Below are 25,877 nucleotides of genomic sequence, written 5' to 3'. Positions count from 1 at the left end.
CCACCCTGACATTACTTTTTTATTTCTGTTAACATCCGCAGCTGTTCATTGTATTTTTCTTTTGGTAATTTTACATATCCTACCTCTTCAGCGAGATCACCAACATGCTGAATCATAAACTCAACATAATTTTCTACATTCATTTTATTTCGGATAGATGCATCATTTACATAAGCAAATAGCGACCTAGATAATGGCTTATATTTACCTGATTGAATCGTATCTTTCGTCGGAAGCACACCATCCACTTTTATTGCTCTCACCTTATCTCGATTGGCCATATAATAAGCATATCCTACAAAAGCAATGGCATTTTTATCATTCATTACCCCTTGCATAATAACTTGATCATCTTCAGACAAAGAGACTTTTTTTACAATGCGATTATTTTGTAAGATGACGTTTTGAAAATAATCATACGTACCAGAGTCTACACCTGGCGCATAAAACTTCACCGGTTCGCGTGGCCATGAAGAATGAATTTGTGACCATCGCTTTTCGCTTCCATCTTCACTCCATAATAGACGTAACTCGTCTACCGTCATATTGTCTACCCAAGTATTTTGGCGATTTACAACGATTGTAAGACCGTCGTAAGCGACTTCAAATGGTGTAAACTGAATGGAGTTTTTCTTCATTTCATTTTCTTCCACTTGTTTCATTACTCTCGAAGCATTATTTATATCTACTTCTCCTTTACTGAAACGATTAAATCCTCCTCCTGTTCCAGAAACACTGATGGAAATTTTCACGTTTGGATGCACCTTTGTATATTCCTCCGCTACCGCTTCTATAATAGGAAAAACCGTTGAGGATCCATCAACTCTCACTTCTCCCATTTCATTCACAGCAAATGCAGTAGACGTGCCAACATAAAGAAAACATGTCGACAGTATAAAAACTTTAATCGATGCACTTATCCATTTCACGTGTTCTTCCTCCTAGAAGTAACCGGAAATAACAGGATTACAGATATAAGAATACTGCTAAACTATTAATTCGGTTTTAATTGTTTGTAAAAGTTTTGTAAAGTTCCACAAGAATCAACACAAGGTAAAACTTGAATCCGTATCCACCGTTCCTCTTCACAGATAATGGGCTCATAAAATTGTTATCCTCCAGAGGGAAATGCATACGTATCATTTGCGAGGTCCCTTAATTTCCCGATATGATACGCTTGTCCACTTTATTAAAACGTATGCATGAACCATAAAAAAAAGCACACTATCTTTTCAGATAGTGTGCTTTTTTTACAACTTTTTTATTCATCATCTTGCTCTTTATTTTTCTTTTCTATTTCCTCTTTTGTAGCTTCACCATTTTCTATTTTTTTCAAATCAAAGTACGCGTCCATAATGTCACGGCTAATATATCCGTTAATACCTGATTTATCATCTACCCAAGGTACAACAACAGAAAATGCTACTTCAGGGTCTTCAAGTGGCGCATAACCTACTAACGTTAAGTTATATGTTTCTTTACGCTCACCGTTTGCCTTTCTACCAATCTCTTTATCTCCGCCATACACAGTTTGAGCTGTACCTGTTTTACCAGCCGCTTTATATGGTGCACCTGCAAAGTATTTCGTAGCTGTACCACCAGAATCGTTAAATACTTGTCTAAATCCTTCTTGAACACGTTTAATTTGTGATTCAGGCATATCAATACGATTTAGCACTTTCGGTTCCATTGAATGAACCACTTTTCCAACTTCGTCTGGTTTCACTGCCGGTTGACGAATTTCTTTCACAACTTGCGGCTGCATACGGTAACCACCATTTGCAATTGTTGAAACATATTGTGCTAATTGAAGTGGTGTATACGTATCATACTGTCCAATTGATAAATCTAATAGGAAACCTGGCTGAATTCCTTTACCTGTTTGGCCCGCTGATTCATTCGGTAAATCAATACCTGTTTTTACGCCTAGTCCAAACTGTCCGAAATAATATCGCATCGTATCAAATGCTTTTTGCGGTATATCTAACGTACCACCTCTCACATATTGAACACCTGCGATATTCATCGCTGTTTTAAACATATATACGTTAGAAGACATTTTTAATGCTGTCAGATCATTAATATATCCCATCGTCTTCCAAGAAGATTTTTTCGGCGTTCCTTTCAATACGATTGGTTCATCGAGTTGAACTGAACCTGGTTGAATCGCACCTGTTTGATATCCTGTAAGTACTGTCGCACCTTTTACAGTTGATCCCATCGGATAAGAGCTTGTCATCGTACCTAATGCGAAATCTTGTACTTTCGTTTCGCCATTCTCATTCACTAACTGTTTTCCTGCCATAGATAAAACTTCACCATTTTTTGGATTCATCATTACAACGAATGCACGATCTAAAAGAGGTTGTCCCCCTTTATATCTCAATAAATTTTTCGTGATAATTTCTTCTACACGCTTTTGCAATTCCATATCAATTGTTAAATTCAGATTGTTACCACTTTGCCCTTTTGATACATTAATCGTTTCTAAAATATTACCGTTTTTATCTGTAATATTTTTCACTTCCGCTTTCGTACCGTGCAAACTATCTTCATATTGCTGCTCAAGATAACTTTTCCCTACGCGGTCATTTCGATTATAATCACGAACAAGATAGTAATCTAGTCTTTCTCTAGGTAAACCTTCATCAGATGTTGATACCCCGCCAAGTACACTTCGGAATAAATCATCATAAACATATTTTCGATCCCAATCAACATTCGTATCTACACCCGGTAATGCTGCTAGGTTTTCACTAATAATCGCATATTCTTCTTCTGTAGCATCTTTTTTAATAACTTGTGGCGTCATCGCATATCCGCCGTCCATTTTGCTTTTAATCGCTAGTACTTCTAAATCTTTTGCGGATAATTGATTCATTTCCTCTTCTGTCACGCGATTTCGTTGACGCTCATCTAATTCTTTATCGTCAATTTTTTTATCTTTAAACTCTTGACGATCTTTATTCGTAATTTTTTCTTTCGCTTCCTCTTTATGAATAGCAAGCCAATAATCTTTTTTATCGCGATCTGTTAATTTATCTGTCGGTACTTCAATCAAATCTGCTAGCCTTTTCGCTGTTTCTAAGCGAGCCTCTGCAGTTGATCCTTTCATTTTTGTAAATGTAATCGTACGTACAGCTGCATTATCTACTACAGGTCGCCCAAAACGGTCAAATATTTTCCCACGTGGTACAGGATTACTTATCGTCGAGTTTTCTTTCCTCTCCACTTCATTCTTATATTCCTCACCGCGAACAATTTGTACATAACCAAGCCTTACAATAACCGCGGAGAACATTAAAAACACGCAGAAAAACAGCACGTTTAACCGAAAAGGAACGTGAGTCTTTTTCTTTTGTTGTTTCTGCTTCTTGCTCATACAAACCCCCTCTACCAACAGCTATGTAATGTGAAAGGGACACCTTCATACAGGTGTCCTCACTGCTGTCTTACATCTTTTTCTATTCTAGCATAAAACAACCGAGAAGTTAACCTTCTGGTTCTGTTTGATTCTGCGCAGTCCCTTGCGTTACAACACTTGTTTTACTTGTATTTCCCTCATCATATTTGACATTTTTAACTGCAAAATAAATAAGGAAATGTCCTGCACCTAAAATACATAATAAGTAAGGCAAACTTTTTTCAGGCGGAAAGAATAGTACAGCACATAAAAAACTTAAAATCGAGCAAATTCTTCCTGCATTTAACCATAGTTCTCGAACAACTACATACTCTACACGCAACTCTTTCGCATTTTTCGCTCTACCAATTACATCATAGGTCATGGACCCGTATGGAACGAGCAAAATGGGGTATGCAATCGCGATACACGCTGCATAAATAAGTAATTTTGCGTATGTAACGTTGAATATAACTAAAAATACGACAGCATATAAAATAATGCCTCCAAGCAATATCGCTTTTTTCCGCCACTCTTTCTTTAACATACGAGTGACTAAATAGTAACACACAAATGATACTGCCGAATTTACTAAGCTATATTTCCCTAATGCAAGCTCGCTATCAGTTGCTAAATACACGTACACTGAAATAACAAAAATAAACGTTCCCTCTCTTAACCCTTGAAAAAAATGGGCACGTGTAATTCTTCCCCAATTTTTATCAATTTTCCGCTCTTTCAATACTTGTACAATTTCATACCGTCCTTCACATTCTCTCTTAGATACAAAGAAACTTAAAATAACAGCAATTGCAAATAACAGTAACGAAAGAAAGAATATGACCGTATAGCCACTCCATTTTTCCATACGTGAAATTGTGTATCCAGCTGCTATCGGTCCAATCATGCCAGAGAAGGATGTAAGAAGTCCTAGAAACCCGTTAAAGAAATCTCTTGTTTCTGGTTCTGTAATCTCAAATGTTAATAAGTTAAACGCGAGCCAGTAAAAACCATATCCGACTCCTAAAAGAGCCCCCATTAATAAAATATAGTGAGAAGCGCTTTTTCCCGCTACTAAAACAACAATAAAAAAAACTGCTAACGTGCCTACGCCTATTCGCAACAAGATTGAGCGATCAATACGCTTCGCTAATTTCCCACCTATAAGAAATGTGAGAGGCTGTAATACAACGCTGGCCAAATTATACAAGCCAAGATTCACATAATTTTGTGTTTGTTTCCATAAATAAATGTTAACAAACGTATTCGATAAAGAAATTGCGAGCGTGTATAAACCTCCAATAAGGAGTAATAACACTAAATCCCGATTCACTTCAACGTCACCAATTACATGTTTCCACTTCATACACAACTCTCCTTTACTTCATGTTCTAGTCTTCCAAAGACAAGCCCAATTATGTAAAAGGAAAGTACAGAAAAAAGCTAGGAGCATTCTCCTAGCTTTTTCTATCGTTATTATAATTATTTTGCTTCTTGGTAACGTTTTTCAGCAGCGTTCCAATCTACAACGTTCCAGAATGCACCGATGTAGTCTGGACGACGGTTTTGGTAATTTAAGTAGTAAGCATGCTCCCAAACATCTAAACCGATAACTGGAGTTTTACCTTCAGTTAAAGGAGAATCTTGGTTTGGTGTGCTTGTTACTTCTAACTCACCATTATTTACTACTAACCAAGCCCAACCAGAACCGAAACGAGTTGCGCCAGCTTTTGCGAATTCTTCTTTGAATGCATCGAAGCTACCGAATTTCGCTTCAATTGCAGTTGCAAGTTCGCCTACTGGTTGTCCGCCACCGTTTGGAGATAAGATTGTCCAGAAGAATGTATGGTTAGCATGTCCGCCACCATTGTTACGTACTGCTGTACGGATTGCTTCTGGTACTTCGTTTAAGTTTGCAACTAATTCTTCTACGCTTTTGTCAGCTAATTCTGCATGACCTTCTAAAGCAGCGTTTAAGTTTGTAATGTACGTGTTATGATGTTTTGTATGATGGATGTTCATTGTTTCTTTGTCAAAGTGAGGCTCTAAAGCATCATACGCATAAGGTAAATTTGGTAATTCGTGTTTTGCCATTGTTATATTCCTCCCAGTTTATGTATTGCCACTTAAGTGACATACAACTTCATTCTACCCTAATTGCCATAGGGTGCAAACAAATAAATCACATTGTCTTGCTATCATTAAAGTAGCAAAATTCCCACTTCTTTTCAATTAAAATGCTCATATATTCCGTAAAAAAAGCTCCCTTCTACAAGGAAGCTTCCTGCTGACGTAATAAACATGTGAAATGGATATGGACCCTGTAGGACTCGAACCTACGACCGGACGGTTATGAGCCGTCTGCTCTAACCAGCTGAGCTAAGGGTCCACAATTATGTATGTAACAATATATCAAATATAGGAATTCCTATCGGATATATCCTTTAAGAAATGTAAGATAAATTTACCATATAGAAAAGAAAAGTGTCAATTGTATTTTTCTCTTTTAAAAGAAGAAAAATAATAAAAAGAAATTTAGTTATCTCCACTATATGTAAATATAATATATCTTGAGATTCCCTAGATTCCTACGTTACAATGATTTTATACATACATAAAGGAAGTGAATCTATGTCCATATTTACCCAATTAGCAAAAAGCGTATATTCGCCTAAAGATATGGCGTTATTCCGTTTTCAAAAAATCGGAAAAACCATTTTGTATATTATGCTACTTTGTCTAATCACTACTATTCCAAGAACGTTCTTTTACGGTAGCTTTATACAAGATAGTGTTACTATGGTAAATCAAGCAATTGAAAAAGATTTACCTGATTTTAAGATCGAAAATGGTGAACTAAAAGCTGATATTGAACAACCTATTCAAAAAGAAGAGGGAGATGCTCTTTTCGTATTTGATCCAAATACAACAGATATAGAACAATACCAAAATAAAACTGGTTTATTTATTTTAAAAGATAAAGTAGTTTCTATAGGAAATGGTCAAACACAAACATACTCCTACAATGATTTATTAGGGACATCTCTTGAGAAGAAAGATTTGCAAGATTTCATTTCTGTATTCGATAGTATTTATCCAATTTTATTAGCTGTTATCGGCGTGTTAGTATACCTCTTCCAACTGTTTATTACTTTCTTAGGAATTACTTTACTTGCGTTTATAGGTTCTGCTATGAGTGGTCAACGTAAATTATCTTATAAGCAAGTATGGACGTTAACTGCTTACAGCTACACAATTCCAACCATCTTCTTTATGATTATGGATTCATTCAAAATTGTTGTACCTGGTTCAACATTCATTTATATCGCAGTTGTTTTAATTGTTCTATACTTAACGATTAAAGAAGTTCCAAAACCGAAAGAAAAATAATAACAAAAAAATGCCTAAATAGGCATTTTTTTTTTGGACAAGCATATATTCCTAGCAAAGGAGTGAAGAATATGAAAAGATTAGGTGTATTCTTATTCGTGCTTGTTCTTGGTTATATATTTTATTACGATATAAAAATCGGCACTTTACCGATGTTAAGTTCATATAAAAAAACAACTGCAGCCCAAACGATAAAACAAGAAAGTACAGATACAAAACAAAAGAAAGAGAACAAAGTAGAAAAAGAAACAGATGTCTCTTATAAAACAATTGAAGTCAAAACAGGTGAGACAGTTCTTTCTATTACTGAACAAATTAACAAGAAAAAAATCCCTTCTATTGAAAAGGTAATTGATGACTTTAAACAACTGAACAAAAGTACATCTGCTACAAAAATACAAATTGGAAAGTCTTATAAATTCCCGTTATATCAATAAGCAATCACTTAATCCTTGTCAATTACATAAAGGCGCTGATACAATAGTAAAAGTGAAACCGAGCACTTCGGTTTCTATAGCCCTATGTCACGTATACTATCCTTGATATAAGGGACTAAATAAGAAACTTCTTTTATAAGGAGAGCGATCTATTCGTGAATGAAATGACTCATCGTACAAAAACACGTCCAGTTAAAGTCGGTAATTTAACAATTGGCGGTAATAATGAATTAATTATACAAAGTATGACAACAACAAAAACACATGATGTTGAAGCAACAGTTGCTGAAATTAAACGTTTAGAAGAAGCTGGCTGTCAAGTCGTGCGTGTTGCTGTTCCAGACGAACGCGCAGCAAATGCTATTGCTGATATTAAAAAACAAATCAACATTCCACTTGTTGCTGATATTCATTTTGATTATCGCCTTGCTTTAAAAGCAATTGAAGGTGGCATTGATAAAGTACGTATCAATCCAGGTAACATTGGTCGTCGCCATAAAGTAGAAGCTGTAGTAAATGCCGCAAAAGAACGCGGTATTCCAATCCGTATCGGTGTAAACGCAGGTTCGTTAGAGCGTCACATTTTAGAAAAGTACGGATACCCAACTGCAGATGGTATGGTCGAGAGTGCCCTACATCACATTAAAATTTTAGAGGACTTAGATTTCCACGATATTATCGTATCTATGAAAGCCTCTGATGTTAACTTAGCAATTGAAGCATACGAGAAAGCTGCACGTGCTTTTGATTATCCGTTACATTTAGGTATTACAGAATCTGGAACATTATTTGCTGGAACTGTAAAAAGTGCCGCTGGTCTTGGAGCAATCTTAAATAAAGGCATTGGAAATACATTACGTATTTCATTAAGTGCTGACCCAGTTGAAGAAGTAAAAGTTGCGCGTGAACTATTAAAGTCATTCGGCCTTGCATCTAATGCAGCAACACTTATTTCTTGTCCAACTTGTGGTCGTATTGAAATTGATTTAATTAGCATCGCTAACGAAGTGGAAGAATATATCTCTACACTACAAGTACCAATTAAGGTTGCAGTACTTGGCTGCGCTGTAAATGGCCCTGGTGAAGCTCGTGAAGCTGATATCGGTATTGCTGGTGCACGTGGAGAAGGACTATTATTCCGTAAAGGGCAAGTCGTTCGTAAAGTACCAGAAGAAATAATGGTAGAAGAACTGAAAAAAGAAATCGACGTAATTGCTGCTGAAATGGCTGCTGAACGAGAAAAAGAAAAAGAAACACAAGAACAATAAAAAGAAGGTTGCCACAATATTTGTGAGCAGCCTTCTTTTCCACGTAAAAAAGCTCGTCAGTTCTATAACTGACGGGCTTTTACTTTGCACATTTTGGACAACGTCCGTATATTTCAAACTTATGACCTGTTACTTCATAACCGTTAAAATCTTTATTCATAAAATCCATTGGGCAGGAAGTAATCTCTTTCGTCCCCCCGCAATCTAAACAAATAAAATGATGATGATGTTCCATAATAGAACATGTAAAACGAAAATGTTTTTCACCGTTTAATTCTGTTTGTTCTAAAACACCAATATCAGCAAACACGGTTAAGTTACGATAAATCGTATCAAAGCTAAGACCTGGATAATCATCCTTCATATGCTCTAAAACGTCTTTAGCCGTTAAATAACGATTGTGAGCTGCAAATAACCTGAGCATTTCTTCCCTTTTCCCAGTATGTTTGTATCCTTTATCTTTCATTAGGCGTAAAGCTTCTGTTAGATTCATATCTATCCCTACTTTATGCAGTTTTTTTCTTCTTCCATAAAATCGCACCAATTAAAATAAGAACTGCTATCATAACAATTGTACCACCTGGTGCTAGATCAAGTTGATACGAAGCAAACATTCCACCAATTACTGCAATTTCACCAAATAAAATGGAGAAGAAAATTGTTTGTTTAAATCCATTCGCAATACGAATGCTTGCTGCAACTGGTAACGTCATTAATGATGATACGAGAAGAACCCCTACTACACGCATTGATACTGCAATGACAAGAGCAACCAATATAATGAAAATAAAGTGAATCCACTTTGCACTCAAACCAGTTGATACAGCATATTCTTCATCAAACGATAGTAAAAATAACTCTTTGTATAATAAAGTAATCGTTACAATAACAGCAATTGCTACAATACCAATAATGATTAAATCCGTACTTGTTACCGCACTTACGCTACCAAATAAATAACTAAATAAATCTGTGTTAAATCCATTTGCAAGTGAAATAAAAATAACGCCAATCCCCATTCCTGCTGAAAGAATAATTGGAATTGCTAATTCTTGATAATGTTTATATACAGTACGTAGTTTTTCAATTAGTAACGCCCCGCCAATAGAAAAAACCATTCCCATATATAATGGATTTAAAAATCCCCCAGTGAAAATTGTTTTTTCTAATAGTAAACTTGCAGCAATACCCGATAATGTCACGTGACTTAATGCATCTGCAATAAGCGACATACGACGAATGACAACAAATACACCGATAAGTGGCGCAACAAGTCCTATTAAAATCCCTGCATATAAAGAGTTACGTAAAAAGTCATATTGTAAAAAATCTTGTATCATTATACCCTCCCGTGATGCTCATGCTCGTGTTCTAAACGATGAACATGATGTCCATATAGGACAGACATTTCCGCATCTTCTAACTCTCGGAACTTCTCTACATTCCCATGGAAATGTAGATGTTGGTTTAGGCATGCAACATGTGTTACTTTCTCAGTAACAGCTCCCATATCATGCGTAACGAGAATTAATGTGATTCCTAACCTTTTGTTTAAATCCTCTAATATCTCATAAAAACTTTCTACATTCTTCACATCAATTCCAACAGTAGGCTCGTCCAAAATAAGTAATTCAGGATCACTAACGAGCGCACGAGCAATAAATACACGCTGTTGTTGTCCACCAGAAAGTTCTCCGATATTGCGCCCTTGAAACTCACTCATCCCTACATCAGCAATTGCTTTTTCTACTTTTTCCTTATCGCTTTTCGTGAAAAAGCGAAACAGCCCTTTTTTCGAAACGAGTCCCATTGACACAACTTCAAACACAGTTGCCGGAAAACCAGAATTAAAGCTATTTGCCTTTTGCGACACATAACCAACTTTGTTCCATTCTTTAAACTTCTTACTATCAACACCAAACAAACGAATACTTCCCTGTTTTGGCTTTAAAACACCTAATAAACATTTTAGTAATGTTGATTTCCCAGAACCATTTGGTCCAACTAAACCTAAAAAAGCTCCCTTCGGAACTTGCAAGTTAATATCTTCTAACACATTTCGATCTTCATATCGAAATGACAATCCTTCTATTTCTAATATATTATTCATAGCATCTCACCTATTTTAATTCAGAATGATTCCGATTTATATCTATTTGAATTATAGTATAGCTTATTATAGTTGTAAACCAATCTGCCTAAAATATATCTACTTTTTCAAGAAACCTTCTTATTATAACAAAAAGCAGAGAAAAATTCTCTGCTTTCGAAAAATATTCCTATAAAGTGAAGCCTTAATATAATAAGTCCATCCCATTGCCGATTGACGAAAACTGTTACTTAATACATTTTTTAGTGAATAGCCGATTTAAACTTGCCACCATTTGTCTCTTGTGTACTCATAATTGTAACAAACGCATTCGCATCAATTTCATACACAATTGATTTCAGTTTTGTCACTTCCAGACGCGTTACAACTGCATAAATCACTTCTTTTTCTTTATCCGTGTAACCGCCTTTCGCTACAAGCTTTGTCGTTCCACGACCAAGACGATGCAAAATCGCATTTGATACTTCCTCATATTGATCTGATACAATTAAAACTGCTTTCGTTTCATCTAAACCTTGAATGACTGTATCAATTGTTTTGAATGCGATATAGTACGTCATAACAGAATACATAGCTTGTTCCACACCAAATACAAATGCTGCCCATGCAAAAATAAATAAGTTCACAAACATTACAAATTCGCCAACGGAGAAAGGTAATTTCTTCGTTAATAAAATACCCATAATTTCTGTTCCGTCCATTGATCCACCGTGACGAATAACAAGCCCTACACCAAGACCTAAAATAAGACCACCAAACACTGTCGCTAAAATCGGTTCTGTTGTAAATGGCGGAACAGCATGTAACGTTGATTCAATAAACGCTAAAGCTACAATACCGAATGCCGAAGATAACATGAACGTTTTTCCGATTTGCTTATAACCCGAATACATAAATGGGATATTGAGAATAACGACTAAAGTAGAGAAACTTAACCACCAAATATTAGGAGTAAGATAATCTAATATAAGAGAAATACCAATAATTCCACCATCAATAATTTTATTTGGCATTAAGAATAGTTCAATCGCTACCGCTGCGCATGCTGCCCCAAAAATAATCATAACTAAACGATAAATAAGATGGATAACACTTTCTTTTCGATGTTGCTTCTGCTCCATAAGTCCTCCCTATACTCTTTTTCTATAGTTTTGTCCTTATATTATAACATACGCTTCTTTTTCTCATGAAAAAAGAAACTCTATACGAATATGTACAAGCTACATACTCATATATTTCGATAGAAGAACGAGTGAAGGAGGATAACTCGATGAATCTTATTAAACAACTTGTAAATAAAAAATTAAATCATATTTCTACAAAAGAGTTATTGAAATATAGTAAAGAGTATGAGGTTTCTATTACGACTGCACAAGCTGATCAAATTGTTGGACTTATGAAAGGAAAGAATATTAATATTTACGATAATGACGAACGACTAGAGCTTTTAAAACAAATAGCAAAAGTAACCTCCCCAGCAACTGCCCAACAAGTGAATACTTTATTTCAGCAACTACTAAAATAAGGAGGGGAAAATCCCCTCCTTATTGCTTATTGCGCTTTAATTTTCTCAAGAATTCCTTCATCAAAAGCACCATTTTTCAGCATTTCGATTTCTAATTTATATGGCGGCTTCTTATCTTTTTTATCTTCACCTACATATGGCGTTTCAAGAATTTTTGGTACGTGCATTAACTGTGGATGATGTACAATATGATGCAACGCTTTATAACCGATATGACCGAAACCGATATTTTCATGACGGTCCTTTCCTGCGCCGCGTACATTTTTACTATCATTAATATGAAGTACTTGTAAACGATCAATACCAACAATCTTATCAAATTCGTTTAATACACCGTCAAAATCATTTACGATATCGTATCCTGCATCGTGCGTATGGCACGTATCAAAGCATACGGATAGTTTTTCATTATATGTTACACCGTCAATAATCTTTGCAATTTCTTCAAAGCTACGACCGCATTCTGTCCCTTTACCTGCCATCGTTTCTAACGCGATATTAACCGTCTGATCTGGCGTTAATACTTCATTCAGCCCTTTAATAATTTGTTGAATACCAGCATCCGCTCCTGCCCCAACGTGCGCACCTGGGTGAAGAACGATTTGTTTCGCTACACCTAATGCTGATGTTCTTTCAATCTCCATGCGAAGGAAGTCTACACCTAATTGGAATGTTTCTGGCTTCGTCGTATTCCCGACATTAATAATATATGGTGCATGTACGATAATTTCCTCAATACCGTTTAGCTCCATATGTTTTCTTCCTGCTTCTATATTCAATTCTTCTATTGGTTTTCTTCTTGTATTTTGCGGTGCACCTGTATAAATCATAAACGTTGTTGCACCGTATGAAACAGCCTCTTCACTTGCTGCTAATAACATTTTCTTACCACTCATGGAAACATGAGATCCAATCTTTAACATACAATCACCTCTTCAATATACAATAGATATAATGATAGCATAATTTGTAGAAATATGTAGCGAATTGTTTTTTCTCCATTCTCTACTAATTATCATCCCGCAAATAGCCGGATAAAGTGAAACTTTAATCAGCGGGGGTTTTCTTCATCCCCACTGATTATTAGTTGAACCAATCGGACTTTAATGGGCAGCCCGCCCCCCACCTAACTTCTTTGCTTTCGCTGAATTTTGAGGTAGGGGTCTTACTGCCCATTAAAGCGGGATAAAAAAAGATAAGGGGGCTCCCCTTATCTTTTTTTATTGCTATATTTTTTCTTCACTTTGTCACGTTCTGTTGCAAGTTTACGTTTATAGTTTGGTTTTACTTTTTTCGGCTTTTTAATAACTTTCGTTGCCATAACGTCAAGTTCATCATTTGGTTTCTTACGGCTCTTACGACGACGGCGTTCACCTAAATCCACCCACTCATCTCCGCGTAAATCTACATGCTTGAACTCAATATGACGCTGTTTTTCTAAACTATCTAATGCTTCTTCGTTTGCTGGATCATAAATCGTCACCGCAATACCTGAATGTCCTGCACGTGCTGTTCTTCCAACGCGGTGAACGAAGAAATCTAAATCTGATGGAAGTTCGTAGTTAATAACATGACTAATTCCTTCAATATCGATACCACGTGCTGCTAAATCAGTTGCAACAATATATTGGAATTCAAGGTCACGAATTTGTTTCATCATTTTTTTACGGTCACGTGGTGATAAATCACCGTGAATTCGTCCAACTTTTAAGCCACGTTCCATTAATCCGTCAGCAACCTGATCCGCCATCTTTTTCGTATTCGTGAAAACAACTGCTAAATACGGTTTAAATTGTAGCAACATTTTGTTCACTAAATCAATTTTGTTTCGATGTTTAGAAGGTACTAAATAATGCTCAATATTTCCAGCTGCAACTTGTTTTGGGTTAATATGAATATGCTCTGGATTCTCCATATATTTCTTCAGAAACGGTTTTAGTTTTTGAGGAATTGTTGCAGAGAAAACTAGCATTTGCAAGTTTTTAGGCATGCGTGCTGCAATTTTGTCTACATCATGAATGAATCCCATATCAAGCATTAAGTCTGCTTCATCAACAATAATCGTATTTGCTTTATGAACAAATAGTGCTTGTTCTTCTACTAAGTCTTTAATACGTCCTGGTGTTCCAACTACAATATGAGGTTGTTTTTTCAACTTTTCAATTGAGCGTTGTTTATCAGTTCCACCAATTAAACAACGTACTGTAATCATTTGATCTTCCGCACAGAACTTTGTTAATTTCACGATTTCTTCGTAAATTTGTTGTGCTAACTCACGAGTAGGCGCTGTAATAACAAGTTGTACTTCTTCACGACTTGCATTAATTCTGTTCAATGTAGGAAGTAAGTATGCATGTGTTTTCCCAGAACCTGTTTGGGATTGTCCAATTACACTTACACCTTTTTTCACGACTGGGAAAATTTTCTTTTGAATTCCTGTCGGCTCTGTAAAGCGTAGTTCACGAACTGCATCTATTAAAAATGGTTTAAAATCATACTGTGTAAAAGTTTGTTGTGTCATAAGTTACACCTTCTTTCTAAATTTCTACTGCGCGCACAAATCAGTCAAGTCTACATTATATCGAAATCTACAAGTAAAATCCATCTTTAGTTTAGGTTTTTCCTTCAAAAACTAACCTTCTTCCCCCTTATTGCATATTGTATGTGTATATACCTAACTGAAGAAAGGAGGATTTCTCACATGTTTCCAAAATCTCCCGCAAGGCAAATGTATCCGAATCAAGGACAGCAACCTTATACACCATATCCAATTCCACAGCTACCACCGATGGCACAAAAAAAGAAAGGGTTCCTTGCTAAACTCTTTAAAAAGCACGATCCAACCGAACCTTACATGCAAATGGTTCCGCCTTATCGACAAATGGAAGGAGCACCACCAATGATGCACCAGCAACAGCAACCGCCACCACAATATCAACAGCACTATCCACCACAATACCAACAACAATTTCAACCACAGTACCAACAGCAATACTCACAGCAATATCAACCATATATGCAGCAACATCAAGAGCAAATGATTCCCCCTCAAATGTATGAATCAAATGAAACGCGCGGTGGTGCAACAACTACAACGGCATCAAGCAGTGGCATCGGTAGCTTTATTTCGAATTTGATTTCGAATCCAACTAATATGATAAACAATATCGAAAAAGTATCCCAAGTGGTTCAATCTGTAAGCCCTGTCGTCGAACAGTACGGTCCCATTATGCGTAACCTACCAAGCATTGTTAAAATCCTCACCTCTGGAAAAAGTACGGAAGAAAATCAAGCCGAAGATCAAACGGAAGACGTAGCAGAGAAGGCTGAGGTAGCAACTCCACCTCCTCCACCAAAAAAAAGAAAAAGAAAAAAAATAGTGATTGAGCCCGTCATAGAAAAAGAAGTACGAGAAGAGCCCGTTCAAAAAATAGCAACAAAACCAAAACTATATGTGTAACAATCCTTTGTTTTCTATCCACTCCTCCTTTATAATGTAAAAGACTATGCACAAAAGTATCCCTTGTTTAGAAGGAGAGGATTACTCATATGAAAATTGTTAAAATTTCCCCTCGTGGTTATTGCTACGGTGTTGTGGACGCGATGGTTATTGCACGTAACGCCGCATTAGATACATCATTACCAAGACCTATTTATATTTTAGGTATGATTGTTCACAACAAACATGTAACAGATGCATTCGAAGAAGATGGCATCATCACATTAGACGGGCCAAGTCGATTAGACATTTTAGATAAAATCGATTCTGGTACTGTTATTTTCACTGCACACGGTGTTTCTCCAGAAGTTAAACAACGTGCAAAAGAAAAAGGTTTAACGACAATCGATGCTACTTGCCCAGATGTTACAAAAACACATGACCTTATTGAAGCAAAGAAAGCTGAAGGTTACCATGTCATTTATATCGGCAAAAAAAATCATCCAGAACCAGAAGGCGCAGTTGGTATTGCACCTGATATCGTTCATCTTATTGAAAGAGCTGATGATTTAAAAACATTAGAAATTCCAACGGATAAAATTTTAGTTACAAATCAAACAACGATGAGCCAATGGGATGTTCAACATTTAATGGAGGACATTCAGAAGAAATTCCCAACAGCAGAATTCCATAAGGAAATTTGTCTAGCAACCCAAGTTCGCCAAGAAGCTGTCGCTAAGCAAGCTGATGTTGCAGACTTAACAATTGTTGTCGGTGATCCGAAAAGTAACAACTCAAACCGTTTAGCACAAGTATCACAAGAAATCGCTGGTACGAAAGCATATCGCGTTGCAGATGTAAGTGAAATCAAATTAGAATGGCTACAAGGTGTAGAAAACGTAGCTGTTACAGCAGGTGCTTCTACTCCAACGCCAATTACGAAAGAAGTTATCGCTTTCTTAGATCAATATGATCCAATGAATCCCGCTACATGGGAAAGAGTTCGGAAAGTGCCGTTACAAAAAATATTACCTCGTGTAAAAGTGAAAAAAGAACAATAATAAAAACCGTTGCCTATATGAGCAACGGTTTTTATTTCTCTTATACAAATGTAAATGGATCTGTATGTAACTGCGAAGCATGAATGTGTACATTCAGTTTCTTTGCATCTACTTTTTCTTGTAATTGCTTCTGTACACCTTGCTTCATTACCTTTTCAACGTTATGTCCTGGGTCGACTATATTTAAACCGAGCATCATCGCATCATGAGCAACATGATAATACATGTCACCTGTTACATATACATCCGCTCCTTTAAATTTAGCTTGATTGATGTATTTGTTACCATCGCCACCAAGTACAGCTACTTTGCGCACTTTATCATCTAATTTCCCAACAACACGCGCACCCTGCACATCTAATGATTGTTTTACATGTTCTGCAAACTGTCCAAGTGTCATTTCTTCCTGTAAATAGCCTATTTTTCCAAGCCCTAATGTTTCACCTTTATTATCAAGTGGATACACATCATACGCTACTTCTTCATATGGATGTGCCGTTACTATTGCTTTCATCACTTTTCGCTGTAGTGAAGCTGGAATAATCGTTTCGATTCGCACTTCTTCTACGCGCTCTAACTGCCCAGTTTCCCCGATATAAGGATTTGTCCCCTCTTGAGGTACAAACGTGCCTATACCCTCGCTATTAAACGTACAGTGGCTATAATTGCCGATATGACCCGCACCTGCATCTCCTAATGCTTTGCGTACTTCTTCTGCATGAGTTACTGGTACAAACACAACAACTTTTTTCATTTCTTCTGCATATGTCGGCGCCAACACTTCTGTATTTTGCAATCCTAACGCCTCAGCAAGTAAATCATTTACCCCGCCCTTAGCAACATCCACATTTGTATGTGCTGCATAGATTGCAATATCATTTTTAATACATTTTTCGATAATTTTCCCATACACCTTATCTGTATGGATTGCTTTTAACGGATTAAAAATTAAAGGGTGATGTGCAATAATGACATTTGCTCCTAATTGAATTGCTTCATCTACCACTTCTTCCGTTACATCTAACGCAATTAATACGTGCTGCACAGGTTTATTAAGCGCTCCAATCTGCAGGCCGATCTTATCTCCTTCCATTGCCAAATGCTTCGGATACATACTTTCAAATAAAGAAATAATTTCATGGCCATTTGGAATTTTACTCATGATAAAACCTCCCCTATCATTTTCATTTTCGCTTCCACTTCCGCACGCTTCGCTTTTGTTTCTTCAGAATCAACCGCACGTTCTAACTGTTTTAAAATATTTTGGAAGTTTTTCAACTCTCCTTCCCATTTTTCAACGAAAGCTTCACTTTTTTCTTTTATTAAAAATGGTCCCATAAATAATTCAGCTTGTTTATTTTCAGAATAAGGCAACTCGATGTTTCCTCGTTCTCCTACTAAAATCTCATAAATTTTTCCATCTTCTTTTACGATTTTTTCATGGATAAGCTCCCATCCATTCTCAATAAACCATTCACGAATGTGATGCGCTGCAATATTCGGCTGTAAAATTAAACGTGTTACACCTTCTAATTTCTCTTTACCACTTTCTAAAATGTCACGAATTAATGCTCCGCCCATTCCGGCAACCGTAATTACATCTACTTCTCCTGGCGCTATAACAGCTAAACCATTCCCTTTACGCACGTCTACTTTATCTTGTAAGCCACTTTCAGCTACAGTTGCTTGTGCAGAGCGAAACGGCCCATCTACAACCTCTCCTGCAACTGCTTTTGTAGCAATATTATTTATAATTGTATAACACGGTAAATACGCATGATCCGATCCAATATCAGCAACTGTAGATCCCACTGGTATTTCACGCACAACTTCTTCTAATCGTTTTGAAAGCTTTACTTCATTCATGTATTTCCATTACTCCTTCTCTTGTCAGTCTGTCTCCATGATAATGAATTTATAGTAGTTGTTGCAAGCCCATAACAACAATTCACTTCTCTATCATTCATCGTATTTTAGAAAATATAGAAAAACAAGCCCTTTGCATAAGCAAAAGACTTGTCATACGGAACTTTATTTTTTCTTCGATAACCAATCAGCTACTTTAGCGGCTTGATCAGCTGGAACTATATTTGGTGGCATGTTTCCTTTTCCTTTCGAAATAACTTCTTGAATCTCTTCTTTCGAAAGTTTTCCACCAATCTTTTGTAAATTAGGTCCTACTGCCCCTTGTAGCTGATCACCGTGGCAGCTCGTACAGCTTTGCTTCACAATATCCTCTGGCTTTGATGCTGTTTGCGCTGGCTTCCCACCATTTTTTGCATCAGCTAACTCTTTAGATTTATTTAGCCCCTGAAATGAAAATACAAACATAACGATAATACCTAATGCTGCAATAAGAGCGAACGGAATCAGCGGATTACGTTTCATATCTCTTCTCCCCCCTCTATACCCCTAAATAGTTAGATGATTCAGTCATTTCCATTGTACTTGAAAACGCTCTATCAGAAAAGAGTAAACTACTAATCGTTAAAAATATTCCATAAATTCAGTTTATTGTTTTTTATTGTTATATCGCTTATTATTTCGATAATTATTAACGTTTCTCATCATATTTTTCACTTTTCTACATATATTTTTGTATAGAATAAACAAAATTAATCGAAAAATCGAAAAATGAGCATTTGCAAATCAAAAGACAATTCTGTAAAATAAATTACAAGAAATTGTAATCGTTGATGACAGCTAAAGTTTAACAAAAATTAACAAAATAAAAAAGTTTACTCCACACAGGTGAAGTAAACTTAAAAAGAACCTATTCTAAGAAATCCTTAAGACGCTTACTACGGCTGGGATGTCTTAATTTACGAAGTGCTTTTGCTTCAATTTGTCGGATACGTTCTCTCGTTACGCCGAATACTTTCCCAACTTCTTCAAGCGTACGAGTTCGTCCATCATCTAAACCAAAACGAAGACGTAGAACATTTTCTTCACGATCTGTTAGTGTATCTAACACATCTTCTAATTGTTCTTTTAGCAATTCATACGCTGCATGGTCCGCAGGCGAAGTTGCTTCTTGGTCTTCAATAAAATCACCTAAATGGGAGTCATCTTCTTCACCAATTGGTGTTTCAAGAGAAACTGGCTCCTGTGCAATTTTTAAGATTTCGCGTACTTTTTCTGGAGCAAGATCCATTTCTTCACCAATCTCTTCAGGAGATGGTTCGCGTCCTAAATCTTGTAATAATTGACGTTGTACACGAATTAACTTATTAATCGTTTCAACCATATGAACTGGGATACGAATTGTTCTTGCTTGGTCTGCAATCGCACGTGTAATTGCTTGACGAATCCACCAAGTTGCATACGTACTGAATTTGAAACCTTTACGATAATCGAACTTTTCAACCGCTTTAATTAGACCCATATTCCCTTCTTGGATTAAGTCTAAGAAAAGCATACCACGGCCCACGTAGCGCTTTGCAATACTTACTACAAGACGTAAGTTTGCTTCTGCAAGACGACGTTTTGCTTCTTCATCGCCATCTTCAATACGCGTTGCAAGTCGAATTTCTTCTTCTGCAGACAGTAAATCTACACGACCAATTTCTTTTAAATACATACGAACTGGATCATTGATTTTAACCCCAGGTGGTACACTTAAATCGTTAAGGTCGAATTCTTCTTCCGTTTTTGAAATTTGGCGATTATTAGGACCTTCTTCGTTGTCATTGTCACCAACTAAGTCAATTCCTTGTTCACCTAAATATTCATAGTATTCATCCATTTGATCGGATTCAATTTCAAATCCATTCATGCGTTCTGCAATCTCTTCATATGTAAGAACGCCACGTTTTTTTCCGAGCTCAGTGAGTTGTTCTTTCACTTGCTCAAGGGTCATTTCAGTTTCAATTTGTTTAGAACGAGCTGGTTTGTCAGCCATCTGTTCCCCTCCTTACGCGAGATACAAACATTCATTATACTAAAAATTTATCAAAAAAGCTATTTTCTCGCTTTTTGATTTTGTAAATATGCCACATAATATTTAGCAGCCTCTACAGGATCTGTTTTTTCCATTTGTTTTATCTTGAAGATGATTTCCATCTTTTCAAGTTTTTCTTGATGACGTCTAAGCGTCTCCAAATGGCCTTGCAACACTTCTTCTGTGTATTCTGGATTAATAAATTCATCCGTCGAAATATCAGTGATAATATTTTTCAACTTTTCATCAGAGAGCCAACTTAAAAATGTTCCGACTGAAGGTTCATTTCCCTTTTCATAATATGCGTATAGTTCATATAAAATCCCTTTATGTTCTTCTGTATGAAAATCTTCTATATGGGATTCCATACGAACAGCCACTTCTGGACTTTGCAACATATGGTAAATAATTTCTCTTTCTGCCCTTTCAAAACCTGTTAACTTCGGTTTTGTTTGAACAATTTGAGACGGCTTAGAAACCTGCTTTACTTGTTTTTGCTGTACCTTTTGTTCTTTGCGATATTGGTGCAATTGATTCAAAAGTGTTTCCATTGAATACGAAAATTCTTGCGATAACGACTTTAAATATGATTCTGCCTGCATCGCATCTTGTAGCAACGATAACTCTTTTAAAACACTTTTCACATATTCTTCTTTGCCAGACTCATCTTGCAAATTTTTCCCTAAACGCAAATAATTTATTTTAAAACCAACAAAACTTATACTTGATTTTACAAGATTTTCAAAAGCAGTCGTCCCATATTGTTGCACATATTCATCAGGATCAAGCTTATCTGGCAAGGATGTAACTTTCACTTGGCAACCAACTTGCAACAATAATTGCCCTGCTTTCATCGTTGCTTCTCGTCCTGCTTTATCACCATCATAGCAAAGAACAACAGTTTCAACGTTACGTCGCAGAAGTTTTGCTTGTTCTTCAGTTAAAGCTGTTCCCATTGTCGCAACAGCTTCTTCCACACCGCTTTTTACCGCAGCTAGTACATCGGCATACCCTTCAAAAAGGACCACTTGCCCACGTTTTCTAATAAACGGCCTCGCTTGGTGGAAGTTATACAACAATTTACTTTTATGAAAAATCGGTGTTTCAGGGCTATTTAAATATTTCGGAGTGTCATCTCCTAACGCCCTTCCACTAAACGCTATCACTTTACCTTGTAACGTATAGATTGGAAACATAACCCTTCCACGGAAGCGATCATAATGACTACCATCCTTCTCACTTCTTATGAGAAGACCAGCTTGTTCCATACTAGACAGCGATAAACCTCTTTTTTGTAAAATTTTCGTTGCTGCATCCCAAGCAGGTGACGCATAACCAATTTCAAACTTCTCAATCATCTCTTTCGTAATACCACGCTTTAACAAATACGAAAGTGCTTCATTTCCTTCTTCTGTATTTACTAATAAATGATGATAATACTTTTTCAAAAGTTCATGAGCCTGTTGCATGATGACAGTGTCATCAGATATGTCTTCTTGTTGTCCTTGCCCTGATGTATACTCTGCAACCGCAATTCCATTTCTTTCACCTAGCTTTTGAACAGCCTCGGTAAAAGCAAGTCCTTCCATTTTCATTAGAAAGGAAAATACATTTCCACCTTCCCCACATCCGAAGCAATGAAAAATTTGCTTATCAGATGAAACAGAGAATGAAGGAGAATTCTCACCATGAAATGGACAAAGGCCGAAATAGTTACGCCCCTGTTTTCTAAGTTGAACGTATTCACCAATCACTTCTACAATATCCGATGATGTCCGAATCTGTTCAACAACTTCTTCGGGAATTCTGTTCCCCATAAATCCATCTCCGTGTCGTATTTTGTATTCGATATAAATTAAAAAATTCCTTTATAATTCGACAATATTTTTTCTAAACTTATTAGAAAGTGTTGTCGATTACGTTATCAAGCGATTTTGTAGGCCCTTTTCTGCGTCATTTCGCAGATACGTACCTACTATATAAAATTGTATCCATTTGCTCATCTGTTACAAATGTACCTCCTTTAAAAAGATACATATGCACTTTTTTCACAAGAAGACTAGCAAGCACCATATCCTATGTGATCACGAGATCTGTTTTTGCATGTTGATACATATAAAAAAATCAACTTTTGCTTATTCAGCATCTACATAGATCCAAATTCCCTTACCGCTTCCTTAAACGATGAGCATACGATGTGACAAACAAAATTTCGACATGAAATTTCATCCCAACTTGCACAATTTTCAGCATTCACAGTATATGCATCTGCATCGACTAAAACGATATTGATGTTTTGCATATTTCTGTATTCTACATCCCTTCTGCGAATCCTTCCATAATGTGCGTTTTCTTGTATAGATTTTGTCGATTTAACGTAATTACATGTCTTTTCGTAAATCCTATCCCTAGTTTATTCTGAAAAATTAAAGTCTAAACGTAAAATATAGGTTTTTATCACAATTTTTTATTATAATATATTTTCTTCAACTACGCTACATATCCCTTTATTTTTTCATCTTCTATTTCAGGATAACGAAACCCTGCCTTTAACATAATAAAAAGCGAGAAGAATATAAGTATAACCACTTCGCTATCATCTATTACGAAATCAACAGGCATCGTGTTTCTCACGAGCGAAAAAAGCACATTCACCTTTGGTAAATGTGCTAAAACATTTTTTGGTTTTGCACTGCATTCACAATAATGTTAGCCGTTTCTTCAATCGCTTTGTTCGATACATCAATTACTTGACAATTTATTTTACTAACTACATTCTCAAAGTGATCAATTTCTTCTTTAATACGATTAATATTAGCATATGTTGCACCGTCACTTAGTCCAAGTGATTTCAATCGCTCTTTTCGAATATGATTCAACTTCTCTGGTGTAATTTTCAAACCGAAGCATTTTTCTTTAGCCACTTGATATAATTCTTCAGGCGGATCTACTTCTGGTACGAGCGGTACATTGGCAACTTTCAAACGTTTGTTATGAGCTAAATATTGAGAAAGTGGTGTTTTTGATGTGCGCGAAATGCCAATCAGCACGATATCTGCTTTCAAAATACCACGTGCATCTCTACCATCATCATACTTTACAGCAAACTCAATCGCTTCAATCTTTTTAAAGTATTCTTCATCTAATCTACGAACAACACCCGGCTCATATCTCGGCACTTGCCCTGTAATTTCTTCGATTTGATCGATAAGAGGCCCGATAATATCATACGCCTCTACGCCTTCTTTTGCAGCCTCTGTCACTAAATACTGACGCATGTCAGGCTTTACTAACGTAAAACAGATAAGCGCTTGATTGCTCTTAGCAATCGAAATCACTTCTTTTAATGTCCCTGTATCTTCAACATACGGTACACGTCTAATATCAGGAGCAAATGGGAATTGCCCCATTGCCGCTCGAACAACCAAATCAGCCGTTTCTCCAACAGAATCAGATACGACATATACGATTTTATTATCCATTACATTACCTCACTTTAAACAAATTACACTTACTCGTTATTTACTAAGTTTACAAACGCACGTGTAATATTTGTTTTTGTAATTCGTCCAATCACTTCTAAACCTTGTTTTGTATCTTTTACAACTGGCATCGCATCAATCTGTCTTTCTATTAATTCCATCGCAATATCATATAAAGAATCTTCTCTACGACACATCGCAATGTTTGGCATCCTTGTCATGATAATATTAACCGGAAGAGAGGTTAAATCCTGCTTTCCTAGGCTAGCTCGTAATAAATCTTTACGAGATACAACGCCAACTAATAGAGTCGATTGATCTACAACGAATAATGTACCTACGTCCTCTAAAAACATAGTACAAATCGCATCGTATACTGATACATTTTTATCAATTACAACTGGTCTAGATTGATAATCTTGCACTTTAATTTTCTTAACAGCTTCAGATAATAGCTGCCCCCCAGTTTTACCCGTATAAAAATAACCTACGCGTGGACGCGCTTCTAAATAACCAGCCATCGTTAAAATTGCTAAGTCTGGTCTTAGCGTTGCACGTGTTAATCCCAATTGCGCAGCAATTGACTCCCCTGTAATAGGACCGTGATCTTTTACAATCTGAATGATATGTTCTTGCCGTTTATTCAGCTCTATGATAATCACCACCTTTAATGCACAACGAAAAAAGTTATACTATCTCTTAAATATTATATACTAAATATGCTATTCGAAAAAGATAGGATGTAAAAAGGACCGTATACGGTCCGAATTATATTTGAAACTTATCAAGTTGTTCTAAGAAACGTCTTGATTTCAAATAAATCCCGCAATATTCATCATAATATGTATTCAATACTAAACGCATTTGTTTTTTTGTGCTATCCTTCACTGATACATTGCCCAGTCTATGTAAATCGAAGTGGTAAAAAAGACGCAATAATTTATGAACAGCTTCCCCCACCGGTATACGATACTGATCTTGCTCAGCATGACGAGAGCACAGAAAACCGCCTTCCCGGACAGAGAAGGCGACAAAATCTGTTTCTTGATGACAAATCGCACATGTATCAAAGTACGGGCGCATCCCTAATACCGGAAGCATTTTCGTTTGATAAATTAATGATAATACTTCTGGGTCAACACCCTCACACATATAATGCAACGTTTGATATAACATTTCAAATAAATATGGATTATGTTTTTTATCTTCTGTTGCTTTATCAGTTAACTCAACAATAAATGATGCATAAGCAGTTAAAAATATATCCTCGCGAATTTCTTTCATAGTTGAAATAATCTCGCCTTGTTGCAAAGTTCCAAGTCCAGATCCCATTTGAATAAGGAAATGACCATGTGTCATAAGTTGCGAAACAGATGCTAACCGGCTTTTCGGTTTTTTCGCTCCTCTTGCCATCGCACTTACCTTACCCAATTCTCTTGAGAATATTGTAACAATCTTGTTCGTTTCTCCGTAATCTGTCGTACGGATAACGATGCCCTCAACTTTTTGAAACATGTTCGTCACCATCCAAGGTTTGAACAAAACGGGTCAAGAAATTGGAGAGTCTAGATGCGCTAGCTCCTCTTCATGTTGATCCATCTCATCGTTTACGTCTTTTTCCATTTCTTTCAAAAGCAAGTACGTCTCAATGCTTCCTGTTTTGGAGAAAAACTTCCAGGTAAAATCTAGCATAAGAATCCACCTTTCTCAATAAGCGTAGCCTATAAACCAATTTCCTTTGTTGTTATTAAATTGACCCATTTTGTCCATTTTCATGTGAGAAAAATTTTTCCTAATTTATCAAAACTCATAAAAACCAATA

At 36.3% G+C, this 25,877-nt stretch carries 25 protein-coding genes, 1 tRNA gene and 1 pseudogene; 6 read left to right on the top strand and 21 right to left on the bottom strand.

The features are described from left to right. Positions 1–11: 11 nt before the first annotated feature. The 5 genes from phoX to AC3WTI_RS17405 all read right to left on the bottom strand — a co-directional run bounded on the left by phoX (position 12) and on the right by AC3WTI_RS17405 (position 5,792). A complete protein-coding gene (gene phoX / locus AC3WTI_RS17425) occupies positions 12–929 on the bottom strand; it encodes a phosphate ABC transporter substrate-binding protein PhoX (protein ID WP_087956960.1) in 918 nt (305 codons plus the stop codon). Positions 930–1,261: 332 nt separating this feature from the next. Continuing rightward, complete coding sequence (locus AC3WTI_RS17420; protein WP_087956961.1) at positions 1,262–3,382, bottom strand: peptidoglycan D,D-transpeptidase FtsI family protein; 2,121 nt, start codon at positions 3,380–3,382, stop codon at positions 1,262–1,264. A 109-nt stretch (positions 3,383–3,491) separates the two neighbouring features. Beyond that, complete coding sequence (locus tag AC3WTI_RS17415; protein ID WP_087956962.1) at positions 3,492–4,769, bottom strand: MFS transporter; 1,278 nt, start codon at positions 4,767–4,769, stop codon at positions 3,492–3,494. Between the two features lie 116 nt (positions 4,770–4,885). Continuing rightward, the gene (gene sodA / locus AC3WTI_RS17410) at positions 4,886–5,497 is read right to left on the bottom strand and encodes a superoxide dismutase [Mn] (protein ID WP_001052031.1); all 612 of its coding nucleotides are present in this window, start codon (positions 5,495–5,497) and stop codon (positions 4,886–4,888) included. A 221-nt stretch (positions 5,498–5,718) separates the two neighbouring features. Beyond that, positions 5,719–5,792, bottom strand: a tRNA-Ile gene (locus AC3WTI_RS17405). 242 nt (positions 5,793–6,034) lie between these two features. On the opposite strand from AC3WTI_RS17405, the gene AC3WTI_RS17400 reads away from it, so the two are divergent. From AC3WTI_RS17400 to ispG, 3 genes are all read left to right on the top strand, one after another. Continuing rightward, positions 6,035–6,793, top strand: a complete 759-nt coding sequence (locus tag AC3WTI_RS17400) for a DUF1189 domain-containing protein (RefSeq protein WP_048531197.1) — start codon at positions 6,035–6,037, stop codon at positions 6,791–6,793. A gap of 71 nt (positions 6,794–6,864) precedes the next feature. Next, a complete protein-coding gene (locus tag AC3WTI_RS17395) occupies positions 6,865–7,230 on the top strand; it encodes a hypothetical protein (RefSeq protein WP_087956963.1) in 366 nt (121 codons plus the stop codon). Positions 7,231–7,394: 164 nt separating this feature from the next. Beyond that, positions 7,395–8,498 (top strand): flavodoxin-dependent (E)-4-hydroxy-3-methylbut-2-enyl-diphosphate synthase, encoded by a 1,104-nt coding sequence (gene ispG / locus AC3WTI_RS17390; RefSeq protein ID WP_002194540.1) that lies wholly within the window; start codon positions 7,395–7,397, stop codon positions 8,496–8,498. A gap of 79 nt (positions 8,499–8,577) precedes the next feature. On the opposite strand, the gene AC3WTI_RS17385 is transcribed toward ispG, so the two are convergent. The 4 genes from AC3WTI_RS17385 to AC3WTI_RS17370 all read right to left on the bottom strand — a co-directional run bounded on the left by AC3WTI_RS17385 (position 8,578) and on the right by AC3WTI_RS17370 (position 11,729). Then, positions 8,578–8,991, bottom strand: a complete 414-nt coding sequence (locus AC3WTI_RS17385) for a Fur family transcriptional regulator (protein WP_087956964.1) — start codon at positions 8,989–8,991, stop codon at positions 8,578–8,580. A 13-nt stretch (positions 8,992–9,004) separates the two neighbouring features. Then, positions 9,005–9,838, bottom strand: a complete 834-nt coding sequence (locus tag AC3WTI_RS17380; RefSeq protein WP_087956965.1) for a metal ABC transporter permease — start codon at positions 9,836–9,838, stop codon at positions 9,005–9,007. Further along, positions 9,838–10,608: a metal ABC transporter ATP-binding protein gene (locus AC3WTI_RS17375; RefSeq protein WP_048531203.1), complete on the bottom strand. Its 771-nt coding sequence runs from the start codon at positions 10,606–10,608 to the stop codon at positions 9,838–9,840. The genes AC3WTI_RS17380 and AC3WTI_RS17375 overlap by 1 nt, the downstream gene beginning before the upstream one ends. A 242-nt stretch (positions 10,609–10,850) precedes the next feature. Further along, the gene (locus AC3WTI_RS17370; RefSeq protein ID WP_000435958.1) at positions 10,851–11,729 is read right to left on the bottom strand and encodes a YitT family protein; all 879 of its coding nucleotides are present in this window, start codon (positions 11,727–11,729) and stop codon (positions 10,851–10,853) included. A 149-nt stretch (positions 11,730–11,878) separates the two neighbouring features. On the opposite strand from AC3WTI_RS17370, the gene AC3WTI_RS17365 reads away from it, so the two are divergent. Continuing rightward, complete coding sequence (locus tag AC3WTI_RS17365) at positions 11,879–12,133, top strand: DUF2624 domain-containing protein (RefSeq protein WP_048531205.1); 255 nt, start codon at positions 11,879–11,881, stop codon at positions 12,131–12,133. A gap of 26 nt (positions 12,134–12,159) precedes the next feature. On the opposite strand, the gene AC3WTI_RS17360 is transcribed toward AC3WTI_RS17365, so the two are convergent. Both AC3WTI_RS17360 and AC3WTI_RS17355 read right to left on the bottom strand, forming a co-directional pair. After that, a complete protein-coding gene (locus AC3WTI_RS17360; RefSeq protein ID WP_087956966.1) occupies positions 12,160–13,056 on the bottom strand; it encodes a deoxyribonuclease IV in 897 nt (298 codons plus the stop codon). 287 nt (positions 13,057–13,343) lie between these two features. After that, positions 13,344–14,654, bottom strand: coding sequence for a DEAD/DEAH box helicase (locus tag AC3WTI_RS17355; RefSeq protein ID WP_087956967.1), 1,311 nt, complete (start codon positions 14,652–14,654; stop codon positions 13,344–13,346). A 180-nt stretch (positions 14,655–14,834) separates the two neighbouring features. Between AC3WTI_RS17355 and vrrA the strand changes: the two genes are divergently transcribed. Both vrrA and AC3WTI_RS17345 read left to right on the top strand, forming a co-directional pair. After that, a complete protein-coding gene (vrrA, locus tag AC3WTI_RS17350; RefSeq protein WP_097841210.1) occupies positions 14,835–15,593 on the top strand; it encodes a VrrA/YqfQ family protein in 759 nt (252 codons plus the stop codon). Positions 15,594–15,682: 89 nt separating this feature from the next. Next, on the top strand, positions 15,683–16,633 hold the full coding sequence (locus AC3WTI_RS17345; RefSeq protein ID WP_048531213.1) for a 4-hydroxy-3-methylbut-2-enyl diphosphate reductase: 951 nt from the start codon (positions 15,683–15,685) through the stop codon (positions 16,631–16,633). Between the two features lie 40 nt (positions 16,634–16,673). Here the strand turns inward: AC3WTI_RS17345 and AC3WTI_RS17340 are convergent, their stop codons facing one another. The 10 genes and pseudogenes from AC3WTI_RS17340 to AC3WTI_RS17295 form a co-directional block, all read right to left on the bottom strand. Beyond that, positions 16,674–17,795: a Nif3-like dinuclear metal center hexameric protein gene (locus tag AC3WTI_RS17340; protein ID WP_097841211.1), complete on the bottom strand. Its 1,122-nt coding sequence runs from the start codon at positions 17,793–17,795 to the stop codon at positions 16,674–16,676. After that, positions 17,792–18,499, bottom strand: a complete 708-nt coding sequence (locus AC3WTI_RS17335; RefSeq protein WP_087956970.1) for a tRNA (adenine(22)-N(1))-methyltransferase — start codon at positions 18,497–18,499, stop codon at positions 17,792–17,794. Before AC3WTI_RS17335 ends, AC3WTI_RS17340 begins: the two co-directional genes overlap by 4 nt. A 165-nt stretch (positions 18,500–18,664) precedes the next feature. Further along, positions 18,665–19,021 (bottom strand): cytochrome c550, encoded by a 357-nt coding sequence (gene cccA / locus AC3WTI_RS17330; RefSeq protein WP_000828147.1) that lies wholly within the window; start codon positions 19,019–19,021, stop codon positions 18,665–18,667. Positions 19,022–19,406: 385 nt separating this feature from the next. Further along, on the bottom strand, positions 19,407–20,534 hold the full coding sequence (gene rpoD, locus AC3WTI_RS17325; RefSeq protein WP_000764063.1) for an RNA polymerase sigma factor RpoD: 1,128 nt from the start codon (positions 20,532–20,534) through the stop codon (positions 19,407–19,409). 59 nt (positions 20,535–20,593) lie between these two features. Further along, complete coding sequence (gene dnaG / locus AC3WTI_RS17320; RefSeq protein ID WP_000528216.1) at positions 20,594–22,390, bottom strand: DNA primase; 1,797 nt, start codon at positions 22,388–22,390, stop codon at positions 20,594–20,596. Positions 22,391–22,529: 139 nt separating this feature from the next. Beyond that, a pseudogene (locus AC3WTI_RS17315) lies at positions 22,530–22,610 on the bottom strand (DUF188 domain-containing protein); the annotation flags it as partial. A 632-nt stretch (positions 22,611–23,242) separates the two neighbouring features. After that, positions 23,243–24,055: a pyruvate, water dikinase regulatory protein gene (locus tag AC3WTI_RS17310; RefSeq protein ID WP_000368943.1), complete on the bottom strand. Its 813-nt coding sequence runs from the start codon at positions 24,053–24,055 to the stop codon at positions 23,243–23,245. 29 nt (positions 24,056–24,084) lie between these two features. Then, a complete protein-coding gene (gene ccpN / locus AC3WTI_RS17305; protein WP_000583758.1) occupies positions 24,085–24,717 on the bottom strand; it encodes a transcriptional regulator CcpN in 633 nt (210 codons plus the stop codon). 106 nt (positions 24,718–24,823) lie between these two features. Then, positions 24,824–25,570, bottom strand: a complete 747-nt coding sequence (recO, locus tag AC3WTI_RS17300; RefSeq protein WP_000487010.1) for a DNA repair protein RecO — start codon at positions 25,568–25,570, stop codon at positions 24,824–24,826. 33 nt (positions 25,571–25,603) lie between these two features. Beyond that, positions 25,604–25,747 (bottom strand): YqzL family protein, encoded by a 144-nt coding sequence (locus AC3WTI_RS17295; protein WP_000883924.1) that lies wholly within the window; start codon positions 25,745–25,747, stop codon positions 25,604–25,606. Positions 25,748–25,877: the final 130 nt, after the last annotated feature.

Source organism: Bacillus sp. EB106-02-03-XG38, assembly GCF_058792175.1.
This window is presented reverse-complemented; position numbering and strand designations above follow the sequence as displayed.

Coding starts and splice junctions, on each gene's coding strand:
- AC3WTI_RS17380 (WP_087956965.1), bottom strand. CDS start 9,838: ATGATACAAGATTTTTTACAATATGACTTTTTACGTAACTCTTTATAT.
- AC3WTI_RS17360 (WP_087956966.1), bottom strand. CDS start 13,056: ATGTTAAAGATTGGATCTCATGTTTCCATGAGTGGTAAGAAAATGTTA.
- AC3WTI_RS17335 (WP_087956970.1), bottom strand. CDS start 18,499: ATGAATGAAGTAAAGCTTTCAAAACGATTAGAAGAAGTTGTGCGTGAA.
- dnaG (WP_000528216.1), bottom strand. CDS start 22,390: ATGGGGAACAGAATTCCCGAAGAAGTTGTTGAACAGATTCGGACATCA.
- sodA (WP_001052031.1), bottom strand. CDS start 5,497: ATGGCAAAACACGAATTACCAAATTTACCTTATGCGTATGATGCTTTA.
- AC3WTI_RS17365 (WP_048531205.1), top strand. CDS start 11,879: ATGAATCTTATTAAACAACTTGTAAATAAAAAATTAAATCATATTTCT.
- rpoD (WP_000764063.1), bottom strand. CDS start 20,534: ATGGCTGACAAACCAGCTCGTTCTAAACAAATTGAAACTGAAATGACC.
- cccA (WP_000828147.1), bottom strand. CDS start 19,021: ATGAAACGTAATCCGCTGATTCCGTTCGCTCTTATTGCAGCATTAGGT.
- AC3WTI_RS17310 (WP_000368943.1), bottom strand. CDS start 24,055: ATGGATAATAAAATCGTATATGTCGTATCTGATTCTGTTGGAGAAACG.
- AC3WTI_RS17345 (WP_048531213.1), top strand. CDS start 15,683: ATGAAAATTGTTAAAATTTCCCCTCGTGGTTATTGCTACGGTGTTGTG.
- AC3WTI_RS17295 (WP_000883924.1), bottom strand. CDS start 25,747: ATGCTAGATTTTACCTGGAAGTTTTTCTCCAAAACAGGAAGCATTGAG.
- ispG (WP_002194540.1), top strand. CDS start 7,395: ATGACTCATCGTACAAAAACACGTCCAGTTAAAGTCGGTAATTTAACA.
- AC3WTI_RS17370 (WP_000435958.1), bottom strand. CDS start 11,729: ATGGAGCAGAAGCAACATCGAAAAGAAAGTGTTATCCATCTTATTTAT.
- AC3WTI_RS17415 (WP_087956962.1), bottom strand. CDS start 4,769: ATGAAGTGGAAACATGTAATTGGTGACGTTGAAGTGAATCGGGATTTA.
- AC3WTI_RS17395 (WP_087956963.1), top strand. CDS start 6,865: ATGAAAAGATTAGGTGTATTCTTATTCGTGCTTGTTCTTGGTTATATA.
- AC3WTI_RS17385 (WP_087956964.1), bottom strand. CDS start 8,991: ATGAATCTAACAGAAGCTTTACGCCTAATGAAAGATAAAGGATACAAA.
- AC3WTI_RS17400 (WP_048531197.1), top strand. CDS start 6,035: ATGTCCATATTTACCCAATTAGCAAAAAGCGTATATTCGCCTAAAGAT.
- AC3WTI_RS17375 (WP_048531203.1), bottom strand. CDS start 10,608: ATGAATAATATATTAGAAATAGAAGGATTGTCATTTCGATATGAAGAT.
- recO (WP_000487010.1), bottom strand. CDS start 25,570: ATGTTTCAAAAAGTTGAGGGCATCGTTATCCGTACGACAGATTACGGA.
- vrrA (WP_097841210.1), top strand. CDS start 14,835: ATGTTTCCAAAATCTCCCGCAAGGCAAATGTATCCGAATCAAGGACAG.
- AC3WTI_RS17420 (WP_087956961.1), bottom strand. CDS start 3,382: ATGAGCAAGAAGCAGAAACAACAAAAGAAAAAGACTCACGTTCCTTTT.
- AC3WTI_RS17355 (WP_087956967.1), bottom strand. CDS start 14,654: ATGACACAACAAACTTTTACACAGTATGATTTTAAACCATTTTTAATA.
- AC3WTI_RS17340 (WP_097841211.1), bottom strand. CDS start 17,795: ATGAGTAAAATTCCAAATGGCCATGAAATTATTTCTTTATTTGAAAGT.